At 76.3% G+C, this 26,978-nt stretch carries 24 protein-coding genes and 1 pseudogene; 10 read left to right on the top strand and 15 right to left on the bottom strand.

Features of this window, described 5'->3' with window-relative positions; all coding sequences use genetic code 11:
* The first annotated feature begins 22 nt into the window (after positions 1 to 22).
* Positions 23 to 1,399 carry a cytochrome P450 gene (locus K4S16_RS08825; RefSeq protein WP_235036665.1) on the top strand — a complete coding sequence of 459 codons (1,377 nt, stop codon included), beginning with the start codon at positions 23 to 25 and terminating at the stop codon, positions 1,397 to 1,399.
* Here the strand turns inward: K4S16_RS08825 and K4S16_RS08820 are convergent.
* Together K4S16_RS08820 and K4S16_RS08815 are read right to left on the bottom strand one after the other, a co-directional pair.
* On the bottom strand, positions 1,396 to 1,767 hold the full coding sequence (locus K4S16_RS08820; protein ID WP_149258361.1) for a VOC family protein: 372 nt from the start codon (positions 1,765 to 1,767) through the stop codon (positions 1,396 to 1,398). The two genes, K4S16_RS08825 and K4S16_RS08820, sit on opposite strands and share 4 nt — an antisense overlap.
* 90 nt (positions 1,768 to 1,857) lie before the next feature.
* Positions 1,858 to 2,811, bottom strand: a complete 954-nt coding sequence (locus K4S16_RS08815) for a YafY family protein (protein ID WP_149258360.1) — start codon at positions 2,809 to 2,811, stop codon at positions 1,858 to 1,860.
* 61 nt (positions 2,812 to 2,872) lie between these two features.
* On the opposite strand from K4S16_RS08815, the gene K4S16_RS08810 reads away from it, so the two are divergent.
* Positions 2,873 to 5,203 carry an excinuclease ABC subunit UvrA gene (locus tag K4S16_RS08810; RefSeq protein ID WP_149258359.1) on the top strand — a complete coding sequence of 777 codons (2,331 nt, stop codon included), beginning with the start codon at positions 2,873 to 2,875 and terminating at the stop codon, positions 5,201 to 5,203.
* Here K4S16_RS08810 and K4S16_RS08805 read toward each other — a convergent pair.
* On the bottom strand, positions 5,200 to 5,670 hold the full coding sequence (locus tag K4S16_RS08805; protein WP_149258358.1) for a PPOX class F420-dependent oxidoreductase: 471 nt from the start codon (positions 5,668 to 5,670) through the stop codon (positions 5,200 to 5,202). The two genes, K4S16_RS08810 and K4S16_RS08805, sit on opposite strands and share 4 nt — an antisense overlap.
* Positions 5,671 to 5,758: 88 nt before the next feature.
* Between K4S16_RS08805 and K4S16_RS08800 the strand changes: the two genes are divergently transcribed.
* Positions 5,759 to 6,283: a pyridoxamine 5'-phosphate oxidase family protein gene (locus tag K4S16_RS08800; RefSeq protein ID WP_149258357.1), complete on the top strand. Its 525-nt coding sequence runs from the start codon at positions 5,759 to 5,761 to the stop codon at positions 6,281 to 6,283.
* A 60-nt stretch (positions 6,284 to 6,343) separates the two neighbouring features.
* On the opposite strand, the gene K4S16_RS08795 is transcribed toward K4S16_RS08800, so the two are convergent.
* Positions 6,344 to 7,651: a hypothetical protein gene (locus K4S16_RS08795; RefSeq protein WP_235036664.1), complete on the bottom strand. Its 1,308-nt coding sequence runs from the start codon at positions 7,649 to 7,651 to the stop codon at positions 6,344 to 6,346.
* A complete protein-coding gene (locus K4S16_RS45000) occupies positions 7,648 to 7,893 on the bottom strand; it encodes a hypothetical protein (RefSeq protein WP_200841756.1) in 246 nt (81 codons plus the stop codon). Before K4S16_RS45000 ends, K4S16_RS08795 begins: the two co-directional genes overlap by 4 nt.
* Before the next feature lie 321 nt (positions 7,894 to 8,214).
* Here K4S16_RS45000 and K4S16_RS08785 point away from each other — a divergent pair, with 321 nt between their 5' ends.
* The 5 genes and pseudogenes from K4S16_RS08785 to K4S16_RS45630 all read left to right on the top strand — a co-directional run bounded on the left by K4S16_RS08785 (position 8,215) and on the right by K4S16_RS45630 (position 12,102).
* Positions 8,215 to 10,119, top strand: a complete 1,905-nt coding sequence (locus K4S16_RS08785) for a hypothetical protein (RefSeq protein WP_200841755.1) — start codon at positions 8,215 to 8,217, stop codon at positions 10,117 to 10,119.
* Positions 10,116 to 10,322, top strand: a complete 207-nt coding sequence (locus K4S16_RS08780; protein ID WP_149258356.1) for a hypothetical protein — start codon at positions 10,116 to 10,118, stop codon at positions 10,320 to 10,322. The genes K4S16_RS08785 and K4S16_RS08780 overlap by 4 nt, the downstream gene beginning before the upstream one ends.
* An 11-nt stretch (positions 10,323 to 10,333) precedes the next feature.
* Entirely contained in the window at positions 10,334 to 11,125 is a 792-nt protein-coding gene (locus K4S16_RS08775; protein WP_149258355.1) for an SDR family NAD(P)-dependent oxidoreductase, read from the top strand.
* 130 nt (positions 11,126 to 11,255) lie between these two features.
* Positions 11,256 to 11,504 (top strand): annotated as a pseudogene (locus K4S16_RS46915) (IPT/TIG domain-containing protein); the annotation flags it as partial.
* Between the two features lie 73 nt (positions 11,505 to 11,577).
* Positions 11,578 to 12,102, top strand: a complete 525-nt coding sequence (locus K4S16_RS45630; RefSeq protein ID WP_235036663.1) for a hypothetical protein — start codon at positions 11,578 to 11,580, stop codon at positions 12,100 to 12,102.
* Here the strand turns inward: K4S16_RS45630 and K4S16_RS08765 are convergent, their stop codons facing one another.
* Positions 12,103 to 13,695 (bottom strand): ABC-F family ATP-binding cassette domain-containing protein, encoded by a 1,593-nt coding sequence (locus K4S16_RS08765; protein ID WP_149258354.1) that lies wholly within the window; start codon positions 13,693 to 13,695, stop codon positions 12,103 to 12,105. It abuts the gene before it with no gap.
* A gap of 74 nt (positions 13,696 to 13,769) precedes the next feature.
* On the opposite strand from K4S16_RS08765, the gene K4S16_RS08760 reads away from it, so the two are divergent.
* Positions 13,770 to 14,465 carry a TetR/AcrR family transcriptional regulator gene (locus tag K4S16_RS08760; protein ID WP_149258353.1) on the top strand — a complete coding sequence of 232 codons (696 nt, stop codon included), beginning with the start codon at positions 13,770 to 13,772 and terminating at the stop codon, positions 14,463 to 14,465.
* 4 nt (positions 14,466 to 14,469) lie between these two features.
* Here K4S16_RS08760 and K4S16_RS08755 read toward each other — a convergent pair whose 3' ends face one another.
* From K4S16_RS08755 to K4S16_RS08715, 9 genes are all read right to left on the bottom strand, one after another.
* Positions 14,470 to 14,970, bottom strand: a complete 501-nt coding sequence (locus K4S16_RS08755) for a TIGR00725 family protein (protein WP_149258352.1) — start codon at positions 14,968 to 14,970, stop codon at positions 14,470 to 14,472.
* 9 nt (positions 14,971 to 14,979) lie between these two features.
* A complete protein-coding gene (locus K4S16_RS08750; RefSeq protein ID WP_149258351.1) occupies positions 14,980 to 15,279 on the bottom strand; it encodes a 4a-hydroxytetrahydrobiopterin dehydratase in 300 nt (99 codons plus the stop codon).
* A 61-nt stretch (positions 15,280 to 15,340) separates the two neighbouring features.
* On the bottom strand, positions 15,341 to 17,419 hold the full coding sequence (locus tag K4S16_RS46400; RefSeq protein WP_149258350.1) for a glycosyltransferase family 39 protein: 2,079 nt from the start codon (positions 17,417 to 17,419) through the stop codon (positions 15,341 to 15,343).
* 15 nt (positions 17,420 to 17,434) lie between these two features.
* Positions 17,435 to 19,561 carry a glycosyltransferase family 39 protein gene (locus K4S16_RS46395; protein ID WP_149258349.1) on the bottom strand — a complete coding sequence of 709 codons (2,127 nt, stop codon included), beginning with the start codon at positions 19,559 to 19,561 and terminating at the stop codon, positions 17,435 to 17,437.
* Entirely contained in the window at positions 19,558 to 20,850 is a 1,293-nt protein-coding gene (locus K4S16_RS08735; RefSeq protein ID WP_149258348.1) for a bifunctional glycosyltransferase family 2/GtrA family protein, read from the bottom strand. The genes K4S16_RS46395 and K4S16_RS08735 overlap by 4 nt, the downstream gene beginning before the upstream one ends.
* Positions 20,851 to 20,952: 102 nt before the next feature.
* A complete protein-coding gene (locus K4S16_RS08730; protein ID WP_149258347.1) occupies positions 20,953 to 22,449 on the bottom strand; it encodes a cell wall metabolism sensor histidine kinase WalK in 1,497 nt (498 codons plus the stop codon).
* Complete coding sequence (locus K4S16_RS08725) at positions 22,446 to 23,174, bottom strand: response regulator transcription factor (RefSeq protein WP_149258346.1); 729 nt, start codon at positions 23,172 to 23,174, stop codon at positions 22,446 to 22,448. The genes K4S16_RS08730 and K4S16_RS08725 overlap by 4 nt, the downstream gene beginning before the upstream one ends.
* A gap of 85 nt (positions 23,175 to 23,259) precedes the next feature.
* Positions 23,260 to 24,396 (bottom strand): hypothetical protein, encoded by a 1,137-nt coding sequence (locus tag K4S16_RS08720; RefSeq protein ID WP_149258345.1) that lies wholly within the window; start codon positions 24,394 to 24,396, stop codon positions 23,260 to 23,262.
* 139 nt (positions 24,397 to 24,535) lie between these two features.
* Positions 24,536 to 25,543, bottom strand: coding sequence for a hypothetical protein (locus tag K4S16_RS08715; protein ID WP_149258344.1), 1,008 nt, complete (start codon positions 25,541 to 25,543; stop codon positions 24,536 to 24,538).
* Positions 25,544 to 25,830: 287 nt separating this feature from the next.
* Here K4S16_RS08715 and rsgA point away from each other — a divergent pair, with 287 nt between their 5' ends.
* Positions 25,831 to 26,913 carry a ribosome small subunit-dependent GTPase A gene (rsgA, locus tag K4S16_RS08710; protein WP_149258343.1) on the top strand — a complete coding sequence of 361 codons (1,083 nt, stop codon included), beginning with the start codon at positions 25,831 to 25,833 and terminating at the stop codon, positions 26,911 to 26,913.
* Positions 26,914 to 26,978: the final 65 nt, after the last annotated feature.

Genomic DNA, 26,978 nt, shown 5'->3' with positions numbered 1-26,978 from the left:
CGGGGCGTGCCATAGTGGGCGCGTGGCACCCGAGATCCCGGTACGCGCGCCCCGTCCCTCCAAGGCCCGCACGGCGGGCGGAAGGGCCCGGGGGCCCTCGCCGTCGCTGACGGTCCGGCACGGGATCGGGTTCACGCTGAACCCGTGCGCGAGCCTGCTGCGCCTGCACGCCGCGGCGGGCCCGGTCGCGGTCGTCGGGACGCGCCGGATGCCGTTCGTGCACCTGTTCGGCCCCGACGCCAACACGTTCGTGTTCGCCAACTCGGGCCTGTTCCGCTGGCGGGAGGCGTTCGACCTGCTGGTCCCGGTGAACGGGGAGACCGCGCTGATCGTCAGCGACGGCGCCGACCACCGGCGGCGGCGCCGGCTCGTCCAGCCGGCGTTCCACCACCGGCGCGTCGCCGGGTACGTGGCGCGGATGGCGGCCAACACCGACGCGGCGCTGGAGTCGTGGCGCCCCGGCCGGACCCTGGACGCCTACGCCGAGCTGCGCGCGGTGATCCGCCGCAGCACCGTCGAGGTGCTGTTCGGCGACCGGCTCGCCGCCGACAGCGAGGTGATCGGGCGGCGCCTGCAGGTCGCGCTCGCGGCCGTGGACCGCAACTTCGTGCTGCAGATGGTGCTGCGTTCGGTCCCCAACCCCTACATGCGGCGCGTCGCGGCCTCCCGGGCGCTGGTGGCCCGGCGGGTGGACGAGGAGATCGAGCGGCGGCTGCGGGAGGGCGGCGAGCACGACGACGTGCTGGGCATGCTGCTGGCCTCGCGCGACGAGGACGGCGCGGGCCTGACCCGCCAGGAGCTCCAGGACCAGGTCATCAGCCTGATCTCGGCCGGCTACGACACCACCAGCGCCGCGATGGCGTGGGCGGTGTACGCGCTGCTGGCCCATCCGGAGGCCGAGGAGCGGGCGCGGCGGGAGGTGGCCGAGGTGGTCGGCGACCGGCCGGTCGAGGCCGCCGACCTGCCCGCGCTCGAGTACCTGGACGGGGTGGTGAACGAGACGCTGCGGCTGTTCCCGCCCGCCGTGCTCAGCGCCCGCGTCCCGGTCGAGGACTTCACCTACGGCGGGCACCGGGTCCCGGCGGGCGCGATGGTGTTCTACTCCCCGTTCGTCACCCACCGGATGCCGGAGGTGTGGCCGCAGGCGGGGCGGTTCCGGCCCGAGCGGTGGGACCGGTCGTCGGCGCTGTACCGCCCCACCACGCCCGCGACGTACCTGCCGTTCGGCGGCGGTCCGCACCGCTGCATCGGCTCGACGCTGGCGACGGTGGAGATCAAGACGATGCTGGCGTGCCTGCTGCGCCGCACCCGGCTGTCCCTGGTCTCCACCGCCGCAACGCCGACGAGCGTGACCGCGATGCGGCCGCGCGGCGGCCTGCCGGTGCGGGTGCTCGGCTAGTTCTGGCGGAGGCAGACGCAGAACGGGTGCCCGGCGGGGTCGGTGAGGACGCGCCAGCGGTCCCCTCCGGGCTGGAAGTCGGGCCTGCCGCCGCCGAGGCCGGTGACGGCCTCCTCGGCCTTGTCCAGGTCGTCGACGTAGAAGTCGAGGTGGAACTGCTGGGGCCGGTCCCCTTCGGGCCAGGTCGGCGCCTGGTGCCCGGCGACGCCCTGGAAGTAGACGTCCAGGCCGTTGGGCAGCTTGACGGCGGAGGCCTCGGGGGTGTCGTAGGTGACCTCGCCTCCGGTCACCGCCGCGTAGAACGCGGCGAGCGCCGGCGGCTCCGGGCAGTCGAGGGTGACGGCGGCGAATTCCGCGATACCGGGCATCTATCGGCTCCTTCGTGATCGGTATGCCCTCAGTCTTTCAGGGGAAGCTGACACCTTCTGTCAGGTACAGGGAACGCGTCGGCACCGGTGTCAGCGGGCGGCGCGGGCCAGGCGGTCGGCCATGGCCGCGACGCGGTCGCGCAGTTCGGCGGGCTCGCGGATCTCGAAGGCGATGTCGAGGTAGGCGATGCGCAGCGCCGTCCACTCCAGGGAGTCGGCGGAGGTCCGCAGCACGCAGGTCCGGTCGTCGACCGGTTCGACCTCGGTGCCGGTGACGCGGAACCGGTCGGCCAGTTCCCGCGCGGAAGCGTGCACGAGCAGCACCGCCCGCGTCGCCGGCTGCGACCCGGCCAGGAAGCGGGTGACGTACTCGGCGGTGTCGGCGGCGGGCAGTTCGCGCGGCGGGCGGCGGACGCCGGTCGGCAGCGGGGCGGACACGCGGTCGACGCGGAAGACCCGCCAGTCGTCGCGGCCGGCGTCGAACGCGACCAGGTACCAGCGCCGCCCCGCCGACACCAGGCCGTGCGGCTCGGCCAGGCGCCGGGTCTCCTCGCCGGCGTGGTCGCGGTAGGCGAAGCGGACGCGCTCGTGGTCGCGGCACGCCGCGGCCAGCACCGCCAGGGTCTCGGGGTCGGCGACCGGCCCGGCGGGCGGCGCGCCCAGCGTGGTGGTGGCGGCGTGCAGGGCCGTGACACGGCGCCGCAGCCGCGCGGGCAGCACCTGTTCGAGCTTGGCCATGGCGCGCACGGACGCCTCGGCGATGCCCTCGACCGCTCCGCCGGTGGCGGCGCGCAGCCCGACCGCGATCGCGACGGCCTCCTCGTCGTCCAGCAGCAGCGGCGGCATCGCGGCGCCGGCCTCCAGCACGTACCCGCCGGCCGCGCCGAGCGTGGCGTGCACGGGGTAGCCGAGGCCGCGCAGCCGGTCGATGTCGCGGCGGACGGTCCGGGGGCTGACGCCCAGGCGCTCGCACAGCTCCGGCCCGCTCCATTCCCGGCGGGTTTGCAGCAGGGACAGCAGCCGCAGCAGACGTTCGGAGGACATGCCCCCAGTATGCGGAGAACGCGGCCAGGTTCTGACCTCTTTGGCGCCTAGCTTGGCGGCCATGAGAGGGGACCACATCGTCATCACCGGCGCCAGGAACAACAACCTCAAGGACGTCTCGCTGCGGATCCCGAAGGACCGGCTCGTGGTGTTCACGGGGGTGTCGGGGTCGGGCAAGTCGTCGGTGGTGTTCGGGACGGTCGCGGCGGAGTCGCAGCGGCAGCTGAACGAGACGCTCAGCTGGTTCGCCCGCGACCGGATGCCCCGCCACGAGCGGCCCGACGCCGACGTCATCGACCATCTCACGCCCGCGGTCGTGGTCGACCAGCGGCCGATCGGCGGCAACGCCCGCTCCACGGTCGGCACGATCACCGACATCTCCCCCGTCCTGCGGGTCCTGTTCTCCCGGCACGGGACGCCCGGCGCCGGGGAGGCCGCGGCCTACTCCTTCAACGACCCGCGCGGCATGTGCCCCGAATGCGACGGCCTCGGGCACGTCGCGCGGGTCGACCTGGACCGCTTCCTGGACACCGACCGGTCGCTCAACGAGGGCGCGGTCCACTTCCCGCCGTTCGGCGTCGGGACGTTCGTGTGGCAGCTGTACGCCGAGTCGGGGCTGTTCGACCCGGACAAGCCGCTGCGGGACTTCACCCCGCGGGAGTGGGACCTGCTCCTGCACGGCAAGGGGTTCCGGGTGCCGCGCCTGAACCGGACCGGGTCCATGGGGCACAACGCCTACGAGGGCATGCTCGAGCGCTTCCACCGCCTCTACATCAAGCGGGACCTCGGGTCGCTGCCGCCCAAGGTGCGGGACGCGGCCCGCCGCGTCGTGCGCGAGGACACCTGCCCGGCTTGCGGCGGGGCGCGGCTCAACGCGGCGGCGCTGGCCTCGCGCATCGGCGGCCGCACCATCGCCGACCTGTCACGCATGGAGATCGGCGACCTGGTCGCCGCGCTCGGCGAGATCACCGACCCGGTCGCCGCGCGGGTCGCCGGGGAGGCGGTCACGCGGCTGCGGCGGCTGGAGGACATCGGCCTGTCCTACCTCACCCTGGACCGCCCGACGCGCACGCTGTCGGGCGGGGAGGCGCAGCGGCTCAAGGTCGTCCGGCACCTGGGGTCGAGCCTGACCGGGATGACCTACATCTTCGACGAGCCCAGCGCGGGCCTGCACCCCCGGGACGTCGACCGGCTGAACGCGCTGCTGCTGCGGCTGCGCGACAAGGGCAACACGGTGCTGGTGGTCGAGCACGACCCGGCGGTGATCGGCGTCGCCGACCACGTGGTCGACATGGGGCCCGGCGCGGGCGTGCGCGGCGGCGAGATCGTCTTCACCGGGACGGTCGAGGGGCTGCGCGCCGCCGCGACGCCGACCGGGCGGGCGCTGCGCCGCGCGGCGCCGGTCAAGACCCGGTTCCGGGAGCCGACCGGGTGGCTGGTGGTGGCCGGCGCCCGCGCCAACAACCTCAAGGGCCTGACGGTGCGGTTCCCCACGGGGGTGCTCACGGCGGTGACCGGCGTGGCGGGGTCGGGCAAGAGCACCCTGGTCATGGACGAGTTCGCCGCCCGGCACCCCGACGCGGTGGTGGTGGACCAGTCGGCCATCGCGGCGTCCCGCCGCTCCAGCCCCGCGACCTTCGTCGGCGTGATGGACCCGCTGCGGCGGCTGTTCGCGCGGGTGAGCGGCGCGCCCGCGGCCCTGTTCAGCCACAACTCCGAGGGCGCGTGCCCGGAGTGCGACGGCAACGGCGTCATCGTCACCGACCTGGCGTTCATGGACCCGGTCACCACCACGTGCGAGGCGTGCGGGGGCGGCCGGTACCGCCCGGAGGTCCTCGCCCACACCGTGCGCGGCCGGACGATCGCGGACGTCCTGGCGATGACCGCCGAGGAGGCCCTGGCCTTCTTCACCGGGCCCGCCGCCCCGTCCCCCGGCGGAGGGGACCCGGCCGGGACGGCCGAACGTGCGATCGCCGAGCGGCTGCGGGCCCTCAACGACGTCGGGCTCGGCTACATGACGCTCGGGCGGCCGCTCGGCTCGCTGTCGGGCGGCGAGCGCCAGCGGATCAAGCTGGCGACCCGGCTGCACCGCGCAGGCACCGTCTACGTGCTGGACGAGCCGACGACGGGGCTGCACATGTCCGACGTCGGGGCGCTGCTGGCGCTGCTGGACCGGCTGGTGGACGGCGGCGGCACCGTCATCGTCGTCGAGCACGACCAGCAGGTGGTCGAGCACGCGGACTGGGTGGTCGACCTCGGGCCCGGCGGCGGCCGGCACGGCGGCGAGGTCGTGTTCGCCGGCACCCCCACCGAGCTGCTGGAGGCGCCGTCGTCGGTCACGGCCGAGTTCCTGCGCCGCGGCCTGCCCGAGCGGGCCGCCGCCGGCCGCTAGTCGCCGGCGGCGAGGCGGGCGGGGAACCCGCCGGTCGCGATCGGGCCCCACCGGTCGATGGTGACGCGGATGAGGGACTTGTCCTGGCGGCGCATCGCCTCCCGGTACTCGTCCCAGTCGGGATGCTCCCCGGCGATGCAGCGGTAGTAGTCGACGAGCGCGTCGGCGGCCTCGGGCATGTCGATGACCTCGGCGGTGCCGTCGACCTGCACGTAGGGGCCGTTGAAGTCGTCGGACAGCACGCACACCGACACGCGCGGGTCGCGGCGGGCGTTGCGGGCCTTGGCCCGCTCGGGGTAGGTGGAGACGACGATCCGGCCCTCGCCGTCGACCCCGCACGTCACGGGCGACATCTGGGGCCGCCCGTCGGCGCGGGCGGTGGACAGCAGCGCGTGGTGCCGGGGGCGCAGGAACTCCAGCAGTTCGGGACGGTCGACGCGGTTCGCGGTGGCGATCGAAGGAGCCATGCCCGCCACTCTAGGAACCGGGCGCCGATGAGTTCGCCGCCGCCGCGCCGTCTACCCCCGCGAAGGCTGTTTCGCGAAGGAGGCGGAGATGAGCGACCGCGAACCCGTCGAGGCACGCGACCTCGACATCTACGGCGCCGGTGAACTGGCGTGGGACGGCGTCCGCGACGCGCTGAAGGCGGCGCTGCCGAAGCCGGAGACGCCGGTGTTCCTCGGCACGGTCCGTCCGGACGGGCGCCCGCACTCGGCGGGCGTCGGCGCGCTGTGGCACGACGGGGACCTGTACGTCGTCAGCGGCCCGGGCACGCGCAAGTCCCGGAACCTGGCGGCGAACCCGGCGTGCACGGTCTCGGTCCGCACCCCGGTCGGGGACGTGGTGCTGGAGGGCGAGGCCGAGCGCGTCACCGACCCGCCGGTGCTGGAGGCCGTCGCGGCCGGGTACCGGGAGGGCGGATGGCCGGCGCAGGTGGACGGCGAGGCGTTCACCGCGCCGTACAGCGCGCAGAGCGCGGGCCGGCCGCCGTGGTACCTGTACCGGATCGTCTTCCACACGGTGTTCACGGTGGGCACGGTGGAGCCGTTCGGCGCGATGCGGTGGAGGTTCGCGCGCTGACCCCGCGGGCGCCCGGCGTCCCGCGCGTGCGTCGTCTCTGGTCTCCGGCGGCGCGGGGCGTCAGCCGCTGAGCAGGGCGAACAGGCCGGCGCAGGTGAGCGCGACCATGACGGCCGCGATGGGCAGCTGCCCGCGCGCGGCCCGGCCGGGGCCGCGCAGGGCGAGGTCGTGCGCGGCGATGGTGCCGGCGATGTGGCCGAGGACGATGGCGTTGACCTGGACCTGCGCGATGAGGGTGGGCCCGGCGAGGTCGTAGTCGACGCGGTTGCCGGTGGAGCCGAGCAGGTCCAGCCCCGTCCCGAACGGGTCGCTGGCGAGGATGGCGGTGGTCTGGCCCTCCAGGACGAAGAACGAGAAGTAGTGGGCGACGGTGTAGCCGAGGGCGATCGGCAGGAGCGTCGCGGCGAACCGCGCGGGCATGGTGCGGGCGTCCTGGCCGGTGAGCCGTGCGCTGAGCCGCAGCGCCGCGGCGTACAGGAGCGCGACGGCGCCGACGGCGGCGGCGAGGCCGAGGGTTCCGGCGGGGACGCTGGAGGGGTCGACGTTGCCGCGCCAGTAGGTGGTGCGGGTGACGCCGTCGAACCCCGTCGAGCCGATCAGCACGCAGGCGGTCGCGGTGAGGCCGGGTTCGGGGCCGCCCCTCATGAGGCCGGTCAGGGGGGTGCGCAGGACGAGGGCGCCGTCGCCGCGCCGCCCGATCGGGCACATGCGGGCCAGGAGGCTGGAGTAGGCCTCGAACCCGTCCCCGCGGGTGAACCAGTCGCGGCCGAACCACCAGGCCAGGGCCAGGTTGCAGGCGGCGTAGGCGAGGATCAGGGCGCCGACGAGGCGCGGGTCGGAGCGGTGCGGGGCGACCAGTTCCAGCCAGACGAACCCGGTGAGCCAGGCGGCGGCGGGCCGGTAGCCGACCCGCTCGGGCAGGGCGCGGCGTCCTGACGGCGGGGTGCGGGTGGCGCGGCAGAGGGCGGCGTGCAGGGTCCGCAGCGGGTTCACGCGCCGCCACACGGGACCGAGCAGGACGCTGGCGGGGACGAGGCCCACCCAGAACGTCACGAACAGCGCCCACGGGGCCAGGTTGCGGGTGTCGGACGCGGGTCCGGCGAACGCGACGGCGACGACCAGGGCGGTCGCGGCCAGCGCGAGGGCGCGTCCGGCCGCGGTGAGGGCAGGCGCGGCCGGCAGGCGGGCGAGCGCGGGCGGCAGGGGGCGTCCGGCGTCCGGATGGAGCCGGGGCCGCTTCCACGCGACGGTGAGGGCGAGGAAGGAGGCCGCGACGGCCAGGCCGCCGCCGGCGATGGCGGCGACGGCGTCCAGGGGCAGGTCGGTGCGACCGCCGAGACCGTGGGCGAGCACGTGCACGGGGGTCACCCGACCTGCAGTTCGAGGACGCGGGCGCCGGAGTGGTGCAGTTCGGCCTCGAACACGCCCGGGGTGTCGGCGGTGAACCGCAGGACGGCGGGCCGTCCGGGGGCGATCTCCACCTCGCGGTCGTAGCCGTGCAGGTGGAAGGCGTCGGCGGTGTCGCCGGTGACGGTGATCTCGACGGCGGCGCCGCGCGGGACCTTCACGCGGCGCTGCGCGGTGTGCGCCTTCCCGCCGGTCACGGTCACGGCGATCCGAACGGCGGACGGCCCCAACGCGGCCGGAGCGGGCGTACCTGAAGGCGCGGAGGACCGGGCACTGGGCGGGGCCTCGGGCGCGGGCTCGCCGCACCCTGCCGCCACCGTCAGAACCGCCGTCAGAGCCGCCGTGACCGCCGCGATCGCTCCCGTTCGTGCCCGCCGCCGCATGGCTCCCCTTCCGTCCCGGTGTTGCACACCACAGATTGTGACACTAGACAATGACACATTATGAAGTGACATACTCCGGGCGAGGGGGCGTCCCGGTCGGTAGCGGGTCGTCCCGGTTCCTGCGTCGAGGGAGCAGTGGTGGTGGAGCACGTGACGGGCATGGGTGCGCGGTTCTGCGGCGCGGGCGGTGCCGCGGCGCGGCTGGCCGCCGAGGCGCCGGCGAAGCCGGCGGGCGGGGCGGCGCTGGACCAGATCCTCATCGCCTCCGGCGCCGCGGCCGCCCTGACGGCGGCGCTGCTGGTGCTCGGATGGGGGCACCGCAGCGGCCGCATCACGGTCCTGGCGCGCGCGGCGGACCTGGCGGCGCGCGGCCCGGGACGCGGCACGCCCGGCTGGGCGGCGCTGCCGATCCCGGTCGCGATGGTGTCGCTGATGGTCGCGCTCGTCGGAATGTACTGGGACATCTCCCTGCACATCTCGCACGGCCGGGACGAGGGGCCGCTGGCCAACATCGCCCACTACCCCATCCTGATCGGGCTGTTCGGCATCTTCACCGCCGGCGTGCTGGCCGTCGTGCTGCCCAAGGGCGAGCGCCCGGGCGCGGCGTCGGTGCGGATCACCCGCGACTGGTACGCCCCGGCGGGCGGGGTGCTGCTGGCCGGCGCCGGCTTCTACGCGCTGCTCGGGTTCCCCCTCGACGACGTGTGGCACCGCATCTTCGGGCAGGACGTGACGCTGTGGGGGCCGACGCACCTGATGCTGATCGGCGGTGCGGGGCTGTCGCTGGTGGCGATGATGGTGCTGGAGCGGGAGGGCCGCCGGGCCTGCGGGGACGCCGGGCAGCCGCCGGGGTGGCTGCGGTACGTGCGGCGCTGCATGCACGCGGGCGGGCTGCTGATCGGGCTGTCGGTGTTCCAGGCCGAGTACGACTTCGGGGTGCCGCAGTTCCGGCTCGTCCACCAGCCGCTGCTGATCGCGCTGGCGGCGGGCTGCGCGCTGGTGGCGGCGCGGCTGTGGGCGGGCCGCGGCGGCGCGGTGTTCGCCGTGGTGTTCTACATGCTGGTGCGCGGCGGGGTGTCGGTCCTGGTCGGCGGGGTGATCGGGGAGCTGTGGGCGGCGGTGCCGCTGTACTTCGCCGAGGCGGTGTGCGTGGAGGCCGCGGCGCTGGTGCTGGCGCGGCGGCCGCCGGCGCTGGGCGCGGTGTCGGGCGTGCTGATCGGCACGGCCGGGTTCGGCGCCGAGTACGCCTACGGGCAGGTCGCGTTCCGGCTGCCGTGGACGCCCGACATCGTCGCCGAGGGCATGGCGATGGCCGTGGCCGGCGGCGTCGCGGGCGGGGTGTGCGGGGCGCTGCTGGCCGAGGGGCTGCAAGGGCGGATGCCGCGCCCGGCGGTGGCGCGGGGCGTGTTCGCGGCGGCGATCCTGGCGGTGGCGGCGGCGGTCGCCAACGGCCTGGTGTTCACGGTCCCGCAGGGCCGCACCGCCACGGTCACCCTCACCGGCGTCCGCGGCGACGCCGCGCACCGCACCGCCGAGGCGCGGGTGGAGTTCTCCCCCGCCGACGCTGTCGACGGCCCGGCGTGGGTGACGGTGACGGGCTGGCAGGGGCAGGGCCTGCACGTCGACCGCCTGGTGAAGGTGCGCGAGGGCGTCTACCGGACGAGCGGGCCGATGCCGTTGCACGGCGAGTGGAAGACGCTGATCCGCGTGCACGACGGGCGGACGCTGGCGGGCGTCCCGGTCTACCTGCCCGACGACCCGGCGATCGGGGCGAAGGAGCTGGCGGCCCCGCCGCGCTTCACCCGGGACCTGCAGGGCGAGCGGTCGATCCTGCAGCGGGAGCTGAAGACCGACGCGCCGGCCTGGCTGTGGGCGGTGTGCTCGGCGGTGGTGCTGGCGTGCACGCTGGCGCTGGTGCTGTCGCTGGGCTGGGGCGTGGCGCGGATCGCGCGGCGGCTGCCGGACCGTCCGGAGCCCTCCGCGCCCGGCCGGGACGAGGCCCGCGCAGCGGCCCGCACGGAGGCGGGGCCGGAGGCGGGCGCGTGACGGTCGCGGCGGGGGTGCTGGCGTCCCATCCGATCATCACGGCGGTGCCGTTCTTCGTGCCGACGTTCGTGGTGGTCGCGGTGATCGTGTTCGTGGTGTGGCGGGACCGCCGCCGCGGCGACGACCCGCCGGGCGGGGTGCCCGGCCCGCCCGCCGACCGGGCGGACGGGCCGCCGCGGGACGGCGGTACCGGCGCCCCGTAGACTCTGCGATCATGAGCGACCGCCCCTCCCCCGCCCCGTACCTGTCGCAGCTGTTCTCGCTGGAGGGCAGGGTCGCGGTGGTGACGGGCGGCAGTTCGGGGATCGGCCGGGCGATCGCCGAGGCGCTCGCGCGGGCCGGGGCGTCGGTGGTGGTCGTGGCGCGGCGGGAGGCGGAGCTGGCGGCGACCGTCCGGGACCTGGAGGGGCACGGCTGCCGGGCCGCGCCGGTGAGCGCCGACCTGGGGTCGCGGGACGCGGTCGCCGCGGCGGCCGAGGCGGCGGTGGAGCCGTTCGGCGAGCCCGACATCCTGGTCAACGCGGCGGGGGTGAACCTGCGGCCGCCGATGGACGAGCTCGGCGCCGACGTGTGGGACACCACGATGGCGGTGAACCTGGACGCGCCGTTCCTGCTCGGGCAGCGGTTCGGGCCGGGGATGGCCGAGCGCGGCTTCGGGCGGCTGATCCACATCGCCTCGCAGCAGGCGTTCCGGGCGTCGGTGACCAGCGGCGCCTACGGGGTGTCCAAGGCGGGGCTGGTGGCGCTGGCCCGGTCGCAGGCCGAGGCCTGGTCCAGCCGCGGCGTCACCGCCAACACCCTGGTGCCGGGGTTCGTGATGACGCCGCTCAACGCGCGCCTGTCGTCGGACCCGGTCAAGGTGAGGGCGCTCGCCGAGCGGACGATGGTGGGCCGCAACGGCCTGGCGGAGGACTTCGCGGGCGCGGCGGTGTTCCTGGCCTCGCCGTCGGCCGCCTACGTGACGGGGCAGTCGGTCTTCGTGGACGGCGGCTTCTCCGCCCACTAGGGGGCACGGGGCCACGGCAACTTAGCGGATCAGTTCGATTACTCCTTGTGGTCAGGTTGGTATATCTCAGCCAGCAAGTCCATCCCCGACCCCCCGGCGCCCTTCGGGACGCCTTGGCGAAGGAGCGCGCATGGCGAAGAACCGCCCCGTCATCACCGAACTGGCCGCAGGAGAGAACGGCAACAACCAGGGGCACTTCGGTCAGACACTCGTCATCTCCGGCACGAATCTCGAAGGAGCCGACCGGGTCAACTTCGGTGCCAGGACGGTGGCCGGCACCCCCGATACGGCCGGGACGACCGTCACCTGCACGGTGCCGTCGGGCTTCGGTCTCGTGAACGTCACCGTCACCGGTCCCGGCGGCACCAGCAACGCGCTGCCGTTCTACTACATCCTCGCGCCGATCGTGCTCACCCGTGGCGCCGGCGGCGGGATCGGCCGCGGACCCGCCCGTGCTCACGGTGCTCGGCCAGAACCTGCTGACGACGCGCCGCGTGCGCATCGGCCCCACGCCGGAGGAGGCCGTGGAGGTCCCGTTCACCTCCGTGTCCGACGGCGAGGTCACCGCCGCGGCCAATCCCGTCACTCCGCTGGGCGGGCCTCCATGGACGCAGCTGGAGAATGTCTACGTCACCACCGCGGGCGGCACCGTCGTCCACCCGACGGTCCCCACGCTGCCGGCGGGCTTCACCTACTACGACATCCCCGTCATCACCTCGGTCGTTCCCAACAGCGGCATCCCGGGCGCCCAGGTCCTCGTCAACGGGACCGCCTTCGTGAGCCCGATGATCGTCGCCCACTTCGAGAACTCCGGAGCGCCGGTCCCCGGGGAGGTCTTGATCAACTCCAGTGCGCAGTTGCTCGTCACCGTGCCGTTCGGGCTGACCACGGACCCCACTTTCATCCGCATCATCACCCTCGGCGGGGAGAGCAACCGCGTCCCCTTCACCTACATCCCTCCACCGCCGCCGATCTGATCAGGGGCCGCTCTCTTCGTGCCAGACCGGTTCGGCGCTCTCCTGGACGCGGCCGTCGGCGCGGAAGAGCAGGTAGCGGTCGAAGTCGGCGGCGAACCAGCGGTCGTGGGTGACGGCCAGCACGGTGCCGGCGTAGTCGTCCAGGGCGTCCTGCAGGGCCTGGGCGCTGGCCAGGTCGAGGTTGTCGGTGGGTTCGTCCAGGAGCAGCAGCGTGCAGCCCGACAGCTCCAGCAGCAGGATCTGCAGGCGGGCCTGCTGCCCGCCGGACAGGGTGTGGAACGGCCGGCGCCCGGCGGGGGCGAGTTCGTAGCGGGCCAGGGCGCGCATCGCGTCGTTCAGGGTGCACGCGTGCCCGGTCGTGATGATCTCGGCGGGGGTGCGGCCTTGCAGGTCGGGGCGGGCGTGGGTCTGGACGAAGTGGCCGGGCACGACGCGGGCGCCGAGCCGGGCCAGGCCGCGGTGCGGCACCTCGGGGGCGGGCAGGCCGGCGAGCAGGCGCAGGAACCGGGACTTGCCCGAGCCGTTGGAGCCGAGCACCGCGACGCGCTCGCCGTAGCGGACCTCCAGGTCGAAGGGCCTCATCAGGCCGGTCAGTTCGAGGCCCTCGCAGACGACGGCGCGTTTGCCGGTGCGGCCGCCGCGCAGCCGCATGCGGACGCGCTGCTCGGGCGGGGCGCTCTGCGGCGGCCCGGCCTGCTCGAACCGGGCGAGGCGGGTGCGCGCCGCCTGGTAGGAGGATGCCACGGCGTCGTTGTTCGCCGACCGCTGCCGGAGGGTGTGCACGAGGCCCCGCAGGCGGGCGTGCTCCTCGTCCCAGCGGCGGCGGCGCTCGTCGAGGCGGGCGGCCCGGTCGCGGCGCGCGGCGGCGTAGGTGGCGAACCCGCCGCCGTGGACCCAGGCGGTGCGGGCCTCCACGGTGATGACGCGGTCGGCCGCGCGGGCGAGCAGCCAGCGGTCGTGCGAGACCAGCAGCACCGTCTTGGCGGCGGCCCGCAGCCGCTCCTCCAGCCACTGCTTGGCGGGGACGTCCAGGTAGTTGTCGGGCTCGTCCAGGAGCAGGACCTCGTCGGGGCCGCGCAGCAGCGCCTCCAGCATCAGCCGTTTCTGCTCCCCGCCCGACAGGGTGGCGGCCTTGCGGTCGCGGACCCGGTCGTAGGGCAGGCCGAGCGCCGCGGTGGTGCAGGCGTCCCAGACGACCTCGATGTCGTATCCGCCCGCGTCGGTGTAGTCGTTGAGCGCCTCGGCGTAGGCGAGCTGGCCTGCCTCGTCGCCGCCCAGTGCCCTCTCGGCCGCCGCCAGCGCCGCGGCGGCCGCGCGGACCCGGCCGGGGGCCACCGACAGCAGCAGTTCGGTGACGGTGCGGTCGCCGGGGATGAACTGCCGCATCACGCCGAGGCCGCCGGAGTGGGCGACGATGCCCGAGGAGGGCCGCGTCTCGCCGGCGATGAGGCGCAGGAGTGTGGTCTTGCCCGCTCCGTTCGGCCCGACGAGCGCCGCCTTGGCGCCCTCGCCGACGCGGAAGGACACCGCGTCGAGCAGGGGCCGCCCGTCCGGCAGGACGTAGGTCAGGTCGCTCACCTCGATGTGGCCCACGGCCGCCCTCTCGATCGTTGTACGGGTACCGGATCATTGGTCTAGTCGTAGCACAACGTACTAGGGTGGCGGGCATGGGATCGAGTGAGGCGGAGCGCATCTGGTTCCGGGACGCCAAACCCCGCCGCGAGGGGCCGCCGTTGAGCCGGGAGCGCATCGTGGCCGAGGCGGTGGCGCTGCTGGACGAGGAGGGCATCGGCCGGTTGACGATGCGGCGACTGGCCGAGCGGCTGGGCACCGGTTCCACGACGCTGTACTGGCATGTCCAGACCAAGGACGACGTGCTCGACCTGGCGCTGGACACCGTGTTCGGGCAGGCGCGGCTGCCCGAGGTCCCCTCGGGCGACTGGCGCGCGGACGTCACCGCCCTCGCCGGGGAGTGGCGGTCGGCGATGCTGCGCCACCCGTGGGCGGCCGGGCTCCTGGGGCGTCCGCTGATGGGCCCGAACGTGCTGGAGCGCACCGAGTTCCTGCACGCGGCGCTGGTGCGGGCCGGGCTGGGCGGCGCGGAGCTGACCGCGGCGGCCTACGGCCTGGCCAACTACGTCATCGGGTCGTCGATGATGCAGGCGGCGTGGCAGGGGCGCGACGAGGCGGCCGTGCGGCGCGCCGCCGACGAGCACCTGCGGGAGCGGCGCGACCGGTACCCGGTGCTGGCCGAGCACGGCCACGTCAGCGGCAACGACTGGGACGCGACCTTCGCGCACGGTCTGGCCTACCTGCTCGACGGCATCGCCGCCCGGCTCCCGGGCGCCGCGCCGTCCCCGTGAACGCTCAGCCCTCCCCCGGGGGGCCGGGGCCGCGGGGCCACAGGCCGGTGGCGTCGACGGCCGCGGCGGGGTCGGCGGCGTGCACGATGCCGCCGACGGGCCGCCCGTCCTCGTCGTGGACGCGCCAGCCGCCGAGCTGGACGACGGGGACGCGCCCGGCGCGCATGGCCAGGGCGATCTCCGAGAGCGTCCCCCAGGATCCGCCGACGGCGATGACGGCGTCGGCGGCGTTGACGACGACGTTGTTGCGGGCCTGCCCGAGGCCGGTGGGGACGGCGACGGTGAGGTCGCGGGACGCGGCCGCGCGGTCGGCGGCGGGCAGGATCCCGACCACGACGCCGCCGGCGGCGCGGGCGCCCGCGGCCGCGGCGGCCATCACACCGCCGTGCCCTCCGCACACGACCACGGCGCCGCGTCCGGCGAGGATCCGGCCGGTCTCGTAGGCGTGGTCCCACTCGCGCTCGGTGCACTCCCCCGGCCCGCACACCGCGACCTGGACGGCCACGGCGCGCCCCTACCCGGCGCCGTGCCGGGCGGCGATCCGGTCGATCGCCGCGGCGAGGTCGAAGTCCTTGCCGGTGAGGCCGCCGGCGCTGTGGGTGGTCAGGGCGAAGGTCAGGGTGCGCCAGCGGATGTCGATGTCGGGGTGGTGGTCAGCGTCCTCGGCGGCGCGGGCGACGTCGTCGACGATCTCGATCCCGGCCATGAAGGAGGGCGCCTGGACCCGCCTGCGGATCAGGTCGCCGTCGCGGCTCCAGGCGGGCAGGCCGCGCAGGCGGTCGGCGACGTCGTCGGCGTCGAGCGTGTCGGCCATCGGGTCACTCCCTGGTCGCTGGTGCCGTTCCCCCTTCCTCTTCCCCCTGCGGGACGCCCGGTCACCCCGCGCCCGGGGTCAGGTCGTACAGGACGGTGCCGCCGACCGTGGCGGGGGTGTAGTGCGCGGCGACCCATGCGCTGATCCGCTGGGCGGCGTCGCTGCCTCCGGTGCTCGCCGCACGGCCTCCTCCGCGTCCCTGAACTCCTCGGCCGTCGTCGCCGCCGATGAAGTAGTGGATCCTGCCCTGACCGGCGAGGCGCTGGAACTCGGCGAGGGTGGGGGCGGGGTCGGTGCCGTTGAACCCGCCGACCGCCATCACGGGCCTGCCGGCGGCGAGCTGGTAGCCGGCGGCGGTGTTGGATCCGACGGCCGCCGCGGCCCAGGTGTAGGAGGCGGCGCCGGCTCGGAGGGCGGCGGTGACGGCGGCGCCGGGGGTCCCGGCGTTCAGGAGGCCGCCCGGTCCCCCGCCCGGCCCTCCGGCCTGCGGTCCTGCCTGCAGGCCTCCGCCGCCTCGGAGGCCCGCGGGGCCGCCGGGCATGCGCGCCGCCGCCCCCGGGCCTTGGGGCGGGGGCCCGCCGGGGCCCCGGATCCGGCCGCCGGGCCCGGAGCGTCCGGGACGCCCGCCCGGGCCGCCGCGTCCAGGGCCGAACCCGGTGGAAGTCGCGGGGCCCGCGGTGACGATGGCGCCGGTGTGCGGGGTGCGGGCGGTCTCGGCGGCGTAGGCGGCGGGCCCGGCGAGGCAGGCCAGGACCGCCAGGGCGGCGGCGCCGGCCAGGACGGGGCCGCGCAGCAGCCGCACGGCCGCCAGCGCGGCGGCGGCGAGCAGCCCGCCGGCCGCGACCGCGGGCGCGAGCCAGGGGTGCCAGTCCGGGGAGCGGCCGAGCAGCACGTAGGCCCACATGGCGGTGGCGGCGACGGTCGCCGACAGGACCGCGGCGGCTTCGGGGGTGCGGCGCCGCTCCCACATCAGCGCGGCGCCCATGCCGGTGAGCGCGGCGACCGCGGGCGCGAGCGCGACGGTGTAGTACTCGTGGAAGATGCCCTGCATCCAGCTGAAGACCGCGGCGGTGAGCAGGAGCCATCCGCCCCACAGCGCCAGGGCGGCGCGGGCGGGGTCGGTGCGGGGCGCGCGGCGCGTCGCCCACAGCCCCGCGGCGAGCAGCGCGAGCGCGGCGGGCAGCAGCCAGGAGATCTGGCCGCCGACGACGGGCCCGAACATGCGGCCCCACCCGGCGTCCTGGTCGAGGTTGCCGAGGCCGCCGGTCTCCTCGCCGTTGAGACGTCCGAGCCCGTTGTAGCCGAGCGCCAGTTCCAGGACCGAGTCGTGCTGCGATCCGCCGATGTAGGGGCGGGCGGAGGCGGGCACCAGCGCCACGGCCGCGACCCACCACCCGGCCGAGGCCAGCAGCGCTCCCCCGGCGGCGGCCAGCTGCCACAGCCGCCGCCGCAGGGGTGCGGGCGCGGCGGCCAGGTACACCAGCGCGAACACCGGGACGACCAGGAACGCCTGGAGCATCTTGGCCAGGAACCCGGTCCCGGTGAAGGCCGCCGCGAGCAGCAGCCAGCGGGTGCTCGCGGTCTCCTGCGCGCGCAGCAGGGCGTAGGCGCCGAGGGTCAGCAGCAGCACCAGCAGGGCGTCGGGGTTGTTGAACCGGAACAGCAGCGCGGCCACCGGCGTCAGCGCGAGCGCGGCGCCGGACAGCAGCGCCGCCCACGCCGGGAAGCGGCGCCGGACGGCCGCGTGGAGGGTCGCGACGGTCGCCACGCCCATGAGCGCCTGCGGGACGAGGATGCTCCAGGTGTTGACGCCGAAGGCGCGGGCCGCCAGGGCCATCGGCCACAGCGCGGCGGGGGGCTTGTCGACGGTGATGGCGTTCGCGGCGTCGGAGGAGCCGAAGAAGAACGCCTTCCAACTGGCGGCACCGGCCTGGACGGCGGCGGAGTAGTACGCGTTGGCCCATCCGGACGCGCCGAGCCCCCAGACGTACAGGACGCCGGTGGCGGCGAGCAGGGCCAGCAGCGCGGGCCGGGCCCAGGCGGGGTCGGCGTCGGGGCCGCGCAGCAGCCGCCGCGGGAGGCCGCCCCGCCCGCGCGGGGTGCGGGGCGCGGGCGGGGCGGCCGGGATCGTGGAGGTCATGTCGGTGCTCCCTAGTCAGCCGAGCTTGTAGAGGCGGGCGCCGGTGGAGCCGGACGCCGCGTCCGGCGAGGTGCCCGAGGAGGTGCCGGTGCCGGTGCCGCCGTAGGCGCTCGGGTCGACGGGGGTGGCGTTCTTCTGGACCCAGGCGGTGACGGCGGTGTCGCCGCCGCCGGGGCCCATGCGGCCGCCGAGCAGGATGTAGCGGAGCTTGCCCTCCTTGACGTACTGCTGGAGTTTGGCGACGGTCATGGCGGGGTCGCTGCCGGTGAAGCCGCCCATGGCGATGACGGGGCGCCCGGTCCGCAGGATGATCGAGGAGGCCTCCTGGGCGCTGGAGACGGCGACGAGCCAGGCGGCGCCGCCCTGGTTCTTCTCCAGATAGGTGATCATCCGGGTGTCGACGCTTCCGCCGGGACCGCCGCCGGTTGCGCCGAATCCGCCGGGGCGCTGCCCGCGCCCGTCCGCCCGCCCCTCGGGCGCCTGCCCGTTCTGGGGCTGCCCGTTCTGGCCGCCGGCCGCCCACGGGGGCCGCTGCCCGCCGGGTGCCTGCCCGCCGGGCGGCTGGCCGCCGGGCATGGCGGGGGGTGCGCCGCGTCCGCCGGGGAAGGCGCCGGGGCGGCCGAAGCCGTCGCCGGTCACCGGCCCGGCCAGCGGGTTGGTGCCGTTGGAGGCGGTGGCGGCGGCCGAGGCGGCGTAGGCGCCCGGGCCCGCCAGTGCCGCGACGGCGGCGAGGGCGAGCCCGGCGGCGGTGGCGCGCGTCCCGGCGCGGCGGACCACCCGTCCGGCGATCAGGGCGGCGACGGCGAGGACGGTGGCGGCGGCGACGGCCCACCGCAGCCACGGGTGCCAGGACGGTGTGCGGTCCAGCAGGACGGACGCCCACGCGCCGGTGGCGGCGACGCCCGCGGGCAGCGCCCACGCCCAGGCCCGCGAGTCGCGGTGGGCGCGGGTCAGCAGGACGGCTCCGGCGCCGGTGAGCGCGGCGATCGCGGGGGCCATGGCGGTGGAGTAGTAGGGGTGGAAGGTGCCCTGCGCGAAGCTGAACACGACGTAGTGGACGGTGAGCCATCCGCCCCACAGCAGCAGCGCGGCGCGTGCGGTGTCGGTGCGGGGGCGGCGCCGCAGCAGGACGAGCCCTGCGGCCAGGGCGAGGACGGCGAACGGGATGAGCCAGGAGATCTGGCCGCCGAGGATGTCGTTGAACAGCCGTCCGGCGCCGGCCTGGCCGCCGAATCCGCCGCCGCCTCCGGGGCCGCCGCGTCCGCCGGGGCCGCCCTGGCCGAGGATGCGGCCGAGGCCGTTGTAGCCGACGACGAGGTCCCAGGCGGTGCCGTCGGTGCTGCCGCCGATGTAGGGGCGGGAGCGGGCGGGGATGGCGTCGACCAGCAGCGTCCACCACAGGGAGGACGCGGCGAGGACGGCGCCGGCGGCGAGCAGGTGCCATACGCGGCGCGCGAGGCCGGGCCGCGCGGCGACCAGGTAGGCCAGGGCCAGGGCGGGGACGACGAGGAACGCCTGCAGCATCTTGGTGTTGAAGCCGCAGCCGACGAGGAGCGCGGCGAGCAGCAGGGGCCGCAGCCGGCCGGTGTCGACGGCGCGCTGGCAGGCCCAGGCGGCGGCGACCAGGAACAGCACCAGGAGGGTGTCGGGGTTGTTGTCGCGGTTGATCGCGACGGTGATCGGGGTGAGGGCGAGGACGGCGGCGGCGGTGAGCGCGGCGGCGTGCCCGAAGGCGCGGCGGACCGTCGCGTACAGCACGGCCACGGCGGCGACGCCCTCGGCGACCTGCGGGAGCAGCAGGCTCCAGGTCCCGAATCCGAGGACGCGGGCGGTCAGCCCCATGGCCCACAGGGCCATGGGCGGCTTGTCGACGGTGATGAAGGAGCCGGCGTCCAGGGCGCCGAAGAAGAACGCCTTCCAGCTCTGGGTGCCGCTCTTGACGGCGGCGGAGTAGTAGGCGTTGGCGTCTCCGGCGTCCGACAGCCCCCACGCGTACAGGGCGGCGGCGAGGAGGAGGACGCCCCACAGGGCGGGGCGCGCCCAGCGGGGGTCGCCGTCGGGGCCGAGGAGGAGGCGGCGGGCGCGGTCGCGGGGGGCGGCGGGGCGCCCGGTGGCGGGCGGCGGGGTGAGGGTGGAGGTCATGCCGGGGTCCCTCCGGTGTTGTCGGCCGCGGGCTGGGCCGCGGGCTGGGCGGGGCGGTCGCCGAGGCGGCGGGGGTGGAAGATCCAGGCGCGCATCAGCAGGAACCGCGCGAGGGTGGCGACGGCGTTGGCGGCGACGACCGCGGCGACCTCGACGGCGCGTCCGGCGCCGGGTGCGGCGGCGTGCAGCGCGGCCAGGCCGCCGGTGCTGAGGGCCAGGCCGAGCAGGAACGCGGCGCCGCCTTCGAGCTGCTGGCGCAGGGCGCGGCCGGGGCCGGTGACGCCGAAGGTGAAGCGGCGGTTGGCCGCGGTGTTGCCGACGGTGGTGACGACCAGGGACAGCGCGTTGGCCCACAGCGGCCCCATGACCAGGCGCAGCAGGACGAACAGGATGAGCTGGGCGATGGTGCTGACAGCGCCGATGACGGCGAACACCGGGAGCTGGCGGGCCATGCCGGCGGGGAGCGCGGCGGCGGGGCCGGGGCGTCCGCCGACGGGGGCTCGGAACGCGCCGGTGAGCATGCGGCGCGCGACGCGGGCCATGCCGCGCAGGTCGTCGCGGGCGGTGCGCAGGACGTCGACGCGGCTGTCGGGGTCGTCGACCCAGTCGACGGGGACCTCGTGGATGCGCAGCCCGTTGCGTTCGGCGAGCAGCAGCAGCTCGGTGTCGAAGAACCACTCCTCGTCCTCGACCGAGGGCAGCAGCGCCTGGACGATCTCGGTGCGGGCGGCCTTGAAGCCGCACTGGGCGTCGGTGAAGCGGGCGGCGAGCGCGGTGCGCAGCAGCAGGTTGTAGCAGCGGGAGATGATCTCGCGGCGGGGGCCGCGCACGACGGCGGAGCCGCGGGTCAGGCGCGAGCCGATGGCGAGGTCGCTGTGCCCGGAGATGAGCGGGGCGACCAGCGGCAGGAACGCGTCGAGGTCGGTGGACAGGTCGACGTCCATGTAGGCGACGACGTCGGCGTCGCTGGTGCTCCACACGTGGCGCAGCGCCCGGCCGCGTCCCTTGTCGCGCAGGTGGACGGCCCGCACGCGCGGGTGCCGGGCGGCCAGGTCGCGGGCGATGGGCCAGGTGGCGTCGGTGCTGGCGTTGTCGGCGACGGTGATGCGGAAGGGGTAGGGGAGGCTCTCGGCGAGGTAGGCGTGCAGGCGCTCGACGCTGGCGGCCAGGACGCGCTCCTCGTTGTGGACGGGGACGACCACTTCGACGAGCCGTCCCCGGCCGCCGCGGTCGGGCGGGGCCGGGGGCGGCGCGGCGGGCGTGCCCGGTTCGGTGGTGAGGCGACTCATGGGACCGAGGTTCGGGGGCGGGTGTGGGAGGGCGGTGAGCCGTGTCTTAACGCCCCATGAGAAACGCGCCGCGCCCGCCCGGGCCGGGTCCGGGGGGCGTGTTCAGTCGCCGGGGGCGGGGGTGCCGGGCAGGTGGAGGCGGGCGAGGGTGCCGCCGCCGGGGGCGGGCTCGAGGGCGACGCGTCCGCCGCATTCGGCGACGACGCGGGCGACGATGGACAGTCCGAGGCCGGAGCCGGGCAGGCTGCGGGCGGACGGGGACCGCCAGAACCGCTCGAACACGTGCGGGAGGTCGGCGGCGGGGATGCCGGGCCCGTGGTCGCGGACGGTGAGCTCGCCGTCCTCGAGGCGGACGGTGACGGCGCCGCCGGGCGGGCTGAACTTCACGGCGTTGTCGAGGAGGTTGACGATGGCGCGTTCCAGGGAGGCGGGGTCGCCGTGGACGTGCCAGGGCCGGGTGTCGCTGGTGATGGTGAGGCCGGGTCCGCGCAGGCGGGCGCGTTCGACGGCGCGTTCGACGACCTCGTGCAGGGCGACGGTCTCGCGGACGGGTCCGGTCTCGGCGGGGCGGGCGAGCTCCAGCAGGTCGCCGACGAGGCTGGTCAGTTCGCGCAGCTGCGCCCGGACGGAGGCGAGGAGGTTGCGGCGGGTTTCGGGGGGCAGGTCGCGGCCGGTGGCCTGCGAGCGCAGCAGCAGGTCGATGTTGGTGCGCAGGCTGGTGAGGGGGGTGCGCAGCTCGTGGCCGGCGTCGGCGATGAGCTGCTGCTGGCGTTCGCGGGACGCGGCCAGGGCGGCGGTCATGGTGTTGAAGGAGCGCGACAGCCGCGCGATCTCGTCGGTGCCCTCCTCGGGGATGCGGGTGGCGAGGTCCTCGGTGCGGGCGATGTGCTCGACGGCGCCGGTGAGCTCGTCCACGGGCCGCAGCGACGCGCGGGCGATCATGAGGCCGGCGGCGGCCGACACCACGACGCCGAGGGCGGTGACGGCGGTGAGCAGCAGCGCGAGGTTGTCCAGGGGGCCCTGGACCTCGTCGAGGGAGATGGCGTAGGAGACGGCGGCGGGGGTGCCGTCGCGCAGCCGGAACGAGCGGGTCAGGACGCGGACGTCGTCCTCGGTGCCGGAGGCGGTCACGCCGGCGCCGTCGTGGTAGGCGTGGCCGCGTTCGCCGCGGGCGACCCGCGCGTCCTGTGCGGTGACCTCCAGCGCGCCGGCGCCGGGGACGGTGCAGCGCCGCCCGTCGGCGCGGACCAGCTGCATGATCTCGTAGGGGCCGGGCGGCGGGTTCTGCGCGCCGGTGCCGGTCGGCTCGGACGAGCAGGCGGCGAGGAGGGCCTCGGCCTGGCGGGGCAGGCGGGGCGTGCGGGGGCCCTGGCCGGGCGGGCCGGGGCGGTAGCCGTCCGGCGCGGTGGGCGGGCCGCCCGACACCGCGCCGAGGCGGCGGTCCAGCTCGCGGTACAGCTGGTTGCGGGTGAGGAGCCAGCCGGCGCTGGCGCAGGCGGCGACGGCGAGCGCGACGGCCGCGGCGGTGAGCAGCGCCATGCGGGCGCGCAGCGTGAGCCGCCGGGTGAGGCGCCGCGTGACCGGGGCGCGGGTGCTCATGGGGACGCCGCCGCGCGCAGCACGTACCCGACGCCGCGGACGGTGTGCACCAGCCGCGGCATTCCGCCCCGCTCGGTCTTGCGCCGCAGGTACATCACGTACACGTCCAGGGAGTTGGAGGCGGGTTCGAAGTCGAATCCCCAGACGGTCTCCAGGATCTGCTCGCGGGTGAGGACCTGGCGGGGGTGGGCGAGGAACATCTCCAGCAGCATGTACTCGGTGCGGGTCAGCTCCAGGGGCCGCCCGGCGCGGGTGACCTCGCGGGTGCGGGTGTCCATGCGCAGGTCGTCGAAGGCCAGGACGTCCGCGGGGGCGGCGGCGCCGGGGGCGTTCATGGCGGCGCGGCGCAGCAGGGCGCGGACGCGGGCGAGCAGCTCGTCGAGCTCGAAGGGCTTGGCGAGGTAGTCGTCGGCGCCGGCGTCAAGTCCGGTGACGCGGTCGCCGACCATGTCGCGGGCGGTGAGCATGAGCACCGGCATGGTGGCGCCGAGGGCGCGCAGCCGCCGGCAGGTGGTCAGGCCGTCCATGCGCGGCATGAGCACGTCCAGGACGACCAGGTCGGGGGCGTCGCGCTCGACCCGGTCGAGCGCGGCGACGCCGTCGGCGGCGCCGGTGACCCGGTAGCCCTCGAACTCCAGGCTGCTGGTCAGCGACTCGCGGACGGCGGGTTCGTCGTCGACCACGAGGATCCGCGGGGTCGGTGTCTCCAGCGGGCCGGGTTCCATGTACTCACGGTAGACAGCGCAGGTGGGAGGCCCGGCCGCCGGCGGCGGTTTCTCATGGTTCTTTCAGGATCTTCTGAGCGCCCGTTCAGCGGGGGCGGTCGGCGTCGGGGTCGGCGGTGGCGTCGGCCCACGCGTCCCCGGACGGTCCGGCGGTCTCGACGGTGCTCGCTTCGACGATGACGACGGCGGTCGCGCGGCCCGCCGGGGCGGGGCGGGTGGCGGTGCTCCAGGTGGTCTTGGCGACGTCGACGACGACGTCGCGGGACACCTCGACGATGATGCCGCGCAGGGAGTCGCGCAGGGCGAGTTTGAGGGCGTCGCGGAGCAGTTCGCGCAGGACGGCCTCGACGGCGGCGGTGGCGGCGCGGGCGGCCAGGTCGCGGGCGGTGCGGGCCAGGGCGCTGCTGGCGGCGGCGGTGAGCAGGCCGGTGGCGGTGCGGGCGGCGCCGCGCACGGCGGGGTCGCGGCCGGCGCGGGCGGCCAGGTCGGCCAGGGGCGCCAGGTCGGCGGCGAGGCCGGTGGTCTCGGCGGCGCCGCGGGCGGTGTCGCGCAGGGCGACGGCCAGGTCGCGGGCGGCCTGCTCGGCGGTCTGGCGGACGACGCGGGCGACGACGTCGCGGCCGGCGGTCATCAGGGCGTCCACGGCGGCGTCGGCGACGGTGTCGACGGCGGCGTCCACGACCATCCGGGTGGCGGCCTGCACGACGGGCGCGGAGGCGGTGCGCCCGGCGACGTCCAGGGCGGTGGCGGTGGCGGCGCGGGCGAGAGGGCTCTGGGCGGCCAGGCGGCGCGCGGCGGCGGCCATGGGGTGGCGGGCGGCCTGCTCGGCGAGGGTCATCGCGGCGGTGGCGGCCTCGAACGCGCCGGCGGTGGCGGGGTTGGCCGCGGCGGCGGCGCGGGCCTCGGTGACGGCGCGTTCGGCGGCGGCGCGGGCGGCCTTGACGGCGGCGTCCCGCGCGGCCTGCTCGGCCGCCCTCATCACCGGCGTGCCCGCGACCTGCTGCAGGATGCGGTCCGCGGCGATCGCGGCGGCGCCGCGGGCCGCGTCGCGGACGGGTTCGCTCGCGGTGGCGATCCGGGCGGCGGCGGGGGCCAGCCCGTCCCAGATCTCCTCGACCCGCCGGGCGGCGGCCCGGTCAGCCCGCGCGGCCCTGCCGCCCCGGTCGGCCGCGCCGGTCCTGTCGAGCCCGGTCGGCCGGTCGTCGTTGTCCTCCACGGTCACGCCCCCTCATCGCGATCCCGCCCCAAATCACCATAACTGCCGACGACGCCTGCCGGTTCCGGTCAACGCCCCGCAATCCCCCACCGACCCGCCTGCGAGCGGGCCGTCCGCGTGCTCGGCTGAGGCTGGGGCCGGGCGGTCAGCGGCCGCAGGACGGGCAGGGGGTGCGGGTGCGGCGGGCGTAGGCGCGGGCGGCGGCGGCCATGCCGGCGCCCCAGGCGAAGTAGGCGGGGACGGCGACCCAGAAGAACGCCTCGGGCAGGTCGAGGCGGCCGTCGGGCGGGAACGGGTTGCGGCCGTGCAGCCGCTCCCAGGACATCTGCAGCAGCATCAGCCCGAAGTAGACGACCAGGCCGCCGGAGATCGCGGCGCCGGGCCACAGCACCAGCCGGCGCGGGACGCCGCGCCCGGCCAGGCCCGGCACCCAGCGCGGCCACGTCCGCCCGAAGGAGTGGACGAGCGCGAGCGGCAGCAGGCAGCCTCCGAGGACGAACCCCGCCTCGAACAGCACCGCCGACACGCCGCCCGCCAGCGGCGACTCGGCGAACCCGACGGCGGCCTGGGCGGCGATGCGGATCAGGCATCCGGCGACCGCGAGGTAGGCGGCGCCGTAGGCCCAGGCGGGCGTGCGGGCCAGCGGCCCGGGGCCGGTCGCGGGGCGGGCGCACGCGGCGCAGACCGGTCCGGTGCGGGTGCGGGCGGTGTAGGCGCGGGCGGACAGCGCGGTCATGATCCCGGCGGTGACGGCCGCGGCCCGCGACAGCGCGCCGAGCGGGTAGAGGCCCAGGCCGAGCCCGGGCAGGACCGCGCCGACCACGTCCAGCAGGAGCATCGCGCCGGAGGCGACCAGGCATGCCGCGGCGGTCCAGGCGGCGGCCGCCAGCGCCAGGCGCGGCGCGCGGGCCAGGCGGTCGGCGCGCGGGTGCGCGAGGACGGCCAGGGCGAGCGCGGCGGCCCCGCACAGCGCGGCGCTCCCCCACCCGGTGAACACGACGAGGTCGGTGCCGATGGGCGACATCTGGTGCGGCCGGTGCCCGGACGCCCAGTACGCGCGCAGGGCGCCGTAGGCGGCGACCCAGGCGAGCGCGGCCGCGGGGAGGCGGCGTCCGAGAGTGTGCGGCGAGAGGTGTCCGGTGAGCGTGGCCATGCCTGCGATCGTGCCCGCGGCGGGCCGCGCGGGGCCTCCCCGCAGCGGCCGAGGCCGCTCCCCCGCGCGGGTGAGAAAAGCCGTTGGCCGCGCGGGCCGGGAGGGGTAGAGTCCCGCGCGGAACCGAATGGGAGGTGAGGACGCATGGCCGTCGCCTCGGTGGCTGCTGCCCGCGGCAGCACTCAGCCCGTCCTCCTTTCCCGGGCCTCATCCGGCTGATCGATCTCACCGCGCGCCGACTGCGGCGCCGTCACGCCGGGGCCCTTTCACGCGAAGGTTCCGATCCGTTGTCTTCCTCTTTCACGGGGTCGTCTCCTCTGGCCGCCTACGGCTGGGACGACGCCCTGGAGCATGAGTTCACCTCTCACCGCGCGGCGGGGCTGATCCCCGCGCGGGTGGCCGCGGTCGACCGCGGCCTGTGCGACGTGGTCACCGAGAACGGCCCGGCGCGGGCCTCCACCGTGTCCGCCGTGTCCGGCGGCGGTGCGGCGGAGGCGCCGTGCACGGGCGACTGGGCGGCGCTGGGCGCCGGCGGCCCGGACGGGCGGCCGGCGGTGGCGGCGCTGCTGCCGCGCCGGACCGCGATCGTGCGGTCGTCGGCGTCGCGGGATTCGCGCGGCCAGGTGCTGGCCGCCAACGTCGACACCGTCGCGGTCGCGGTGTCGCTGGCCGCCCCGCTGGACCTGGGCCGCGTCGAGCGGCTGCTCGCGCTGGCCTGGGAGAGCGGGGCGCGGCCGGTCGTCGTGCTCACCAAGGCCGACCAGGTGCCTGGCACAGACGCCCAGCAGGGCGAGGTCGCCGCCGCCGCGCCGGGCGTGGACGTGGTGGCCTGCAGCGCCGCGACCGGCGACGGCGTGGACGTGGTCCGCGCCGTCCTGTCGGGGACGGTGGTGCTGGTCGGCCCGTCGGGTGCGGGCAAGTCCACGCTGGGCAACGCGCTGCTGGGCGGTCAGGCGCTGGCCACGGGCGAGGTCCGGGAGTCCGACGGCAAGGGCCGGCACACCACGGTGCGGCGGGAGCTGCTGCCGCTGCCGGGCGGCGGCGTCCTGATCGACACGCCGGGCCTGCGCGGCGTGGGCCTGTTCGAGGCGTCGCACGGGCTGGAGCGCGCCTTCGCCGACGTCGAGGAGCTGGCCGGGCTGTGCCGGTTCGGCGACTGCGCGCACCGGTCCGAGCCGGGCTGCGCCGTCCTGGCCGCGGTCGAGGACGGGACGCTGCCGCGCCGCCGCCTCGACAGCTACCGCAAGCTGCTGCGCGAGAACGCGTGGGCGGCCTCGCGCACCGACCAGCGGCTGCGGGCCGAGCGCGAGAACCGCACCAAGGCGATCAGCAAGTGGCAGCGGCAGATGTACCGGGACCGCGGCCGGTGAGCCGGGCGGCCCGGCGTAGGGCGGCGTCCGGTCCGGCGGCGCGTGCTGGCCTGCTGAGACGCTGA

Origin of the sequence: Actinomadura sp. K4S16 (assembly GCF_008327685.1) — a bacterium.
In the GTDB taxonomy this organism is placed as follows: Bacteria; Actinomycetota; Actinomycetes; order Streptosporangiales; family Streptosporangiaceae; genus Spirillospora.
This window is presented reverse-complemented; position numbering and strand designations above follow the sequence as displayed.

Coding starts and splice junctions, on each gene's coding strand:
- K4S16_RS08735 (WP_149258348.1), bottom strand. CDS start 20,850: ATGAGTCGCCTCACCACCGAACCGGGCACGCCCGCCGCGCCGCCCCCG.
- K4S16_RS08805 (WP_149258358.1), bottom strand. CDS start 5,670: ATGGCTCCTTCGATCGCCACCGCGAACCGCGTCGACCGTCCCGAACTG.
- K4S16_RS08820 (WP_149258361.1), bottom strand. CDS start 1,767: ATGCCCGGTATCGCGGAATTCGCCGCCGTCACCCTCGACTGCCCGGAG.
- K4S16_RS08715 (WP_149258344.1), bottom strand. CDS start 25,543: ATGGCCACGCTCACCGGACACCTCTCGCCGCACACTCTCGGACGCCGC.
- K4S16_RS08810 (WP_149258359.1), top strand. CDS start 2,873: ATGAGAGGGGACCACATCGTCATCACCGGCGCCAGGAACAACAACCTC.
- K4S16_RS08750 (WP_149258351.1), bottom strand. CDS start 15,279: ATGGCCGACACGCTCGACGCCGACGACGTCGCCGACCGCCTGCGCGGC.
- K4S16_RS08730 (WP_149258347.1), bottom strand. CDS start 22,449: ATGAGCACCCGCGCCCCGGTCACGCGGCGCCTCACCCGGCGGCTCACG.
- K4S16_RS08760 (WP_149258353.1), top strand. CDS start 13,770: ATGGGATCGAGTGAGGCGGAGCGCATCTGGTTCCGGGACGCCAAACCC.
- K4S16_RS08800 (WP_149258357.1), top strand. CDS start 5,759: ATGAGCGACCGCGAACCCGTCGAGGCACGCGACCTCGACATCTACGGC.
- K4S16_RS08725 (WP_149258346.1), bottom strand. CDS start 23,174: ATGGAACCCGGCCCGCTGGAGACACCGACCCCGCGGATCCTCGTGGTC.
- K4S16_RS08815 (WP_149258360.1), bottom strand. CDS start 2,811: ATGTCCTCCGAACGTCTGCTGCGGCTGCTGTCCCTGCTGCAAACCCGC.
- K4S16_RS46400 (WP_149258350.1), bottom strand. CDS start 17,419: ATGACCTCCACGATCCCGGCCGCCCCGCCCGCGCCCCGCACCCCGCGC.
- K4S16_RS08775 (WP_149258355.1), top strand. CDS start 10,334: ATGAGCGACCGCCCCTCCCCCGCCCCGTACCTGTCGCAGCTGTTCTCG.
- K4S16_RS46395 (WP_149258349.1), bottom strand. CDS start 19,561: ATGACCTCCACCCTCACCCCGCCGCCCGCCACCGGGCGCCCCGCCGCC.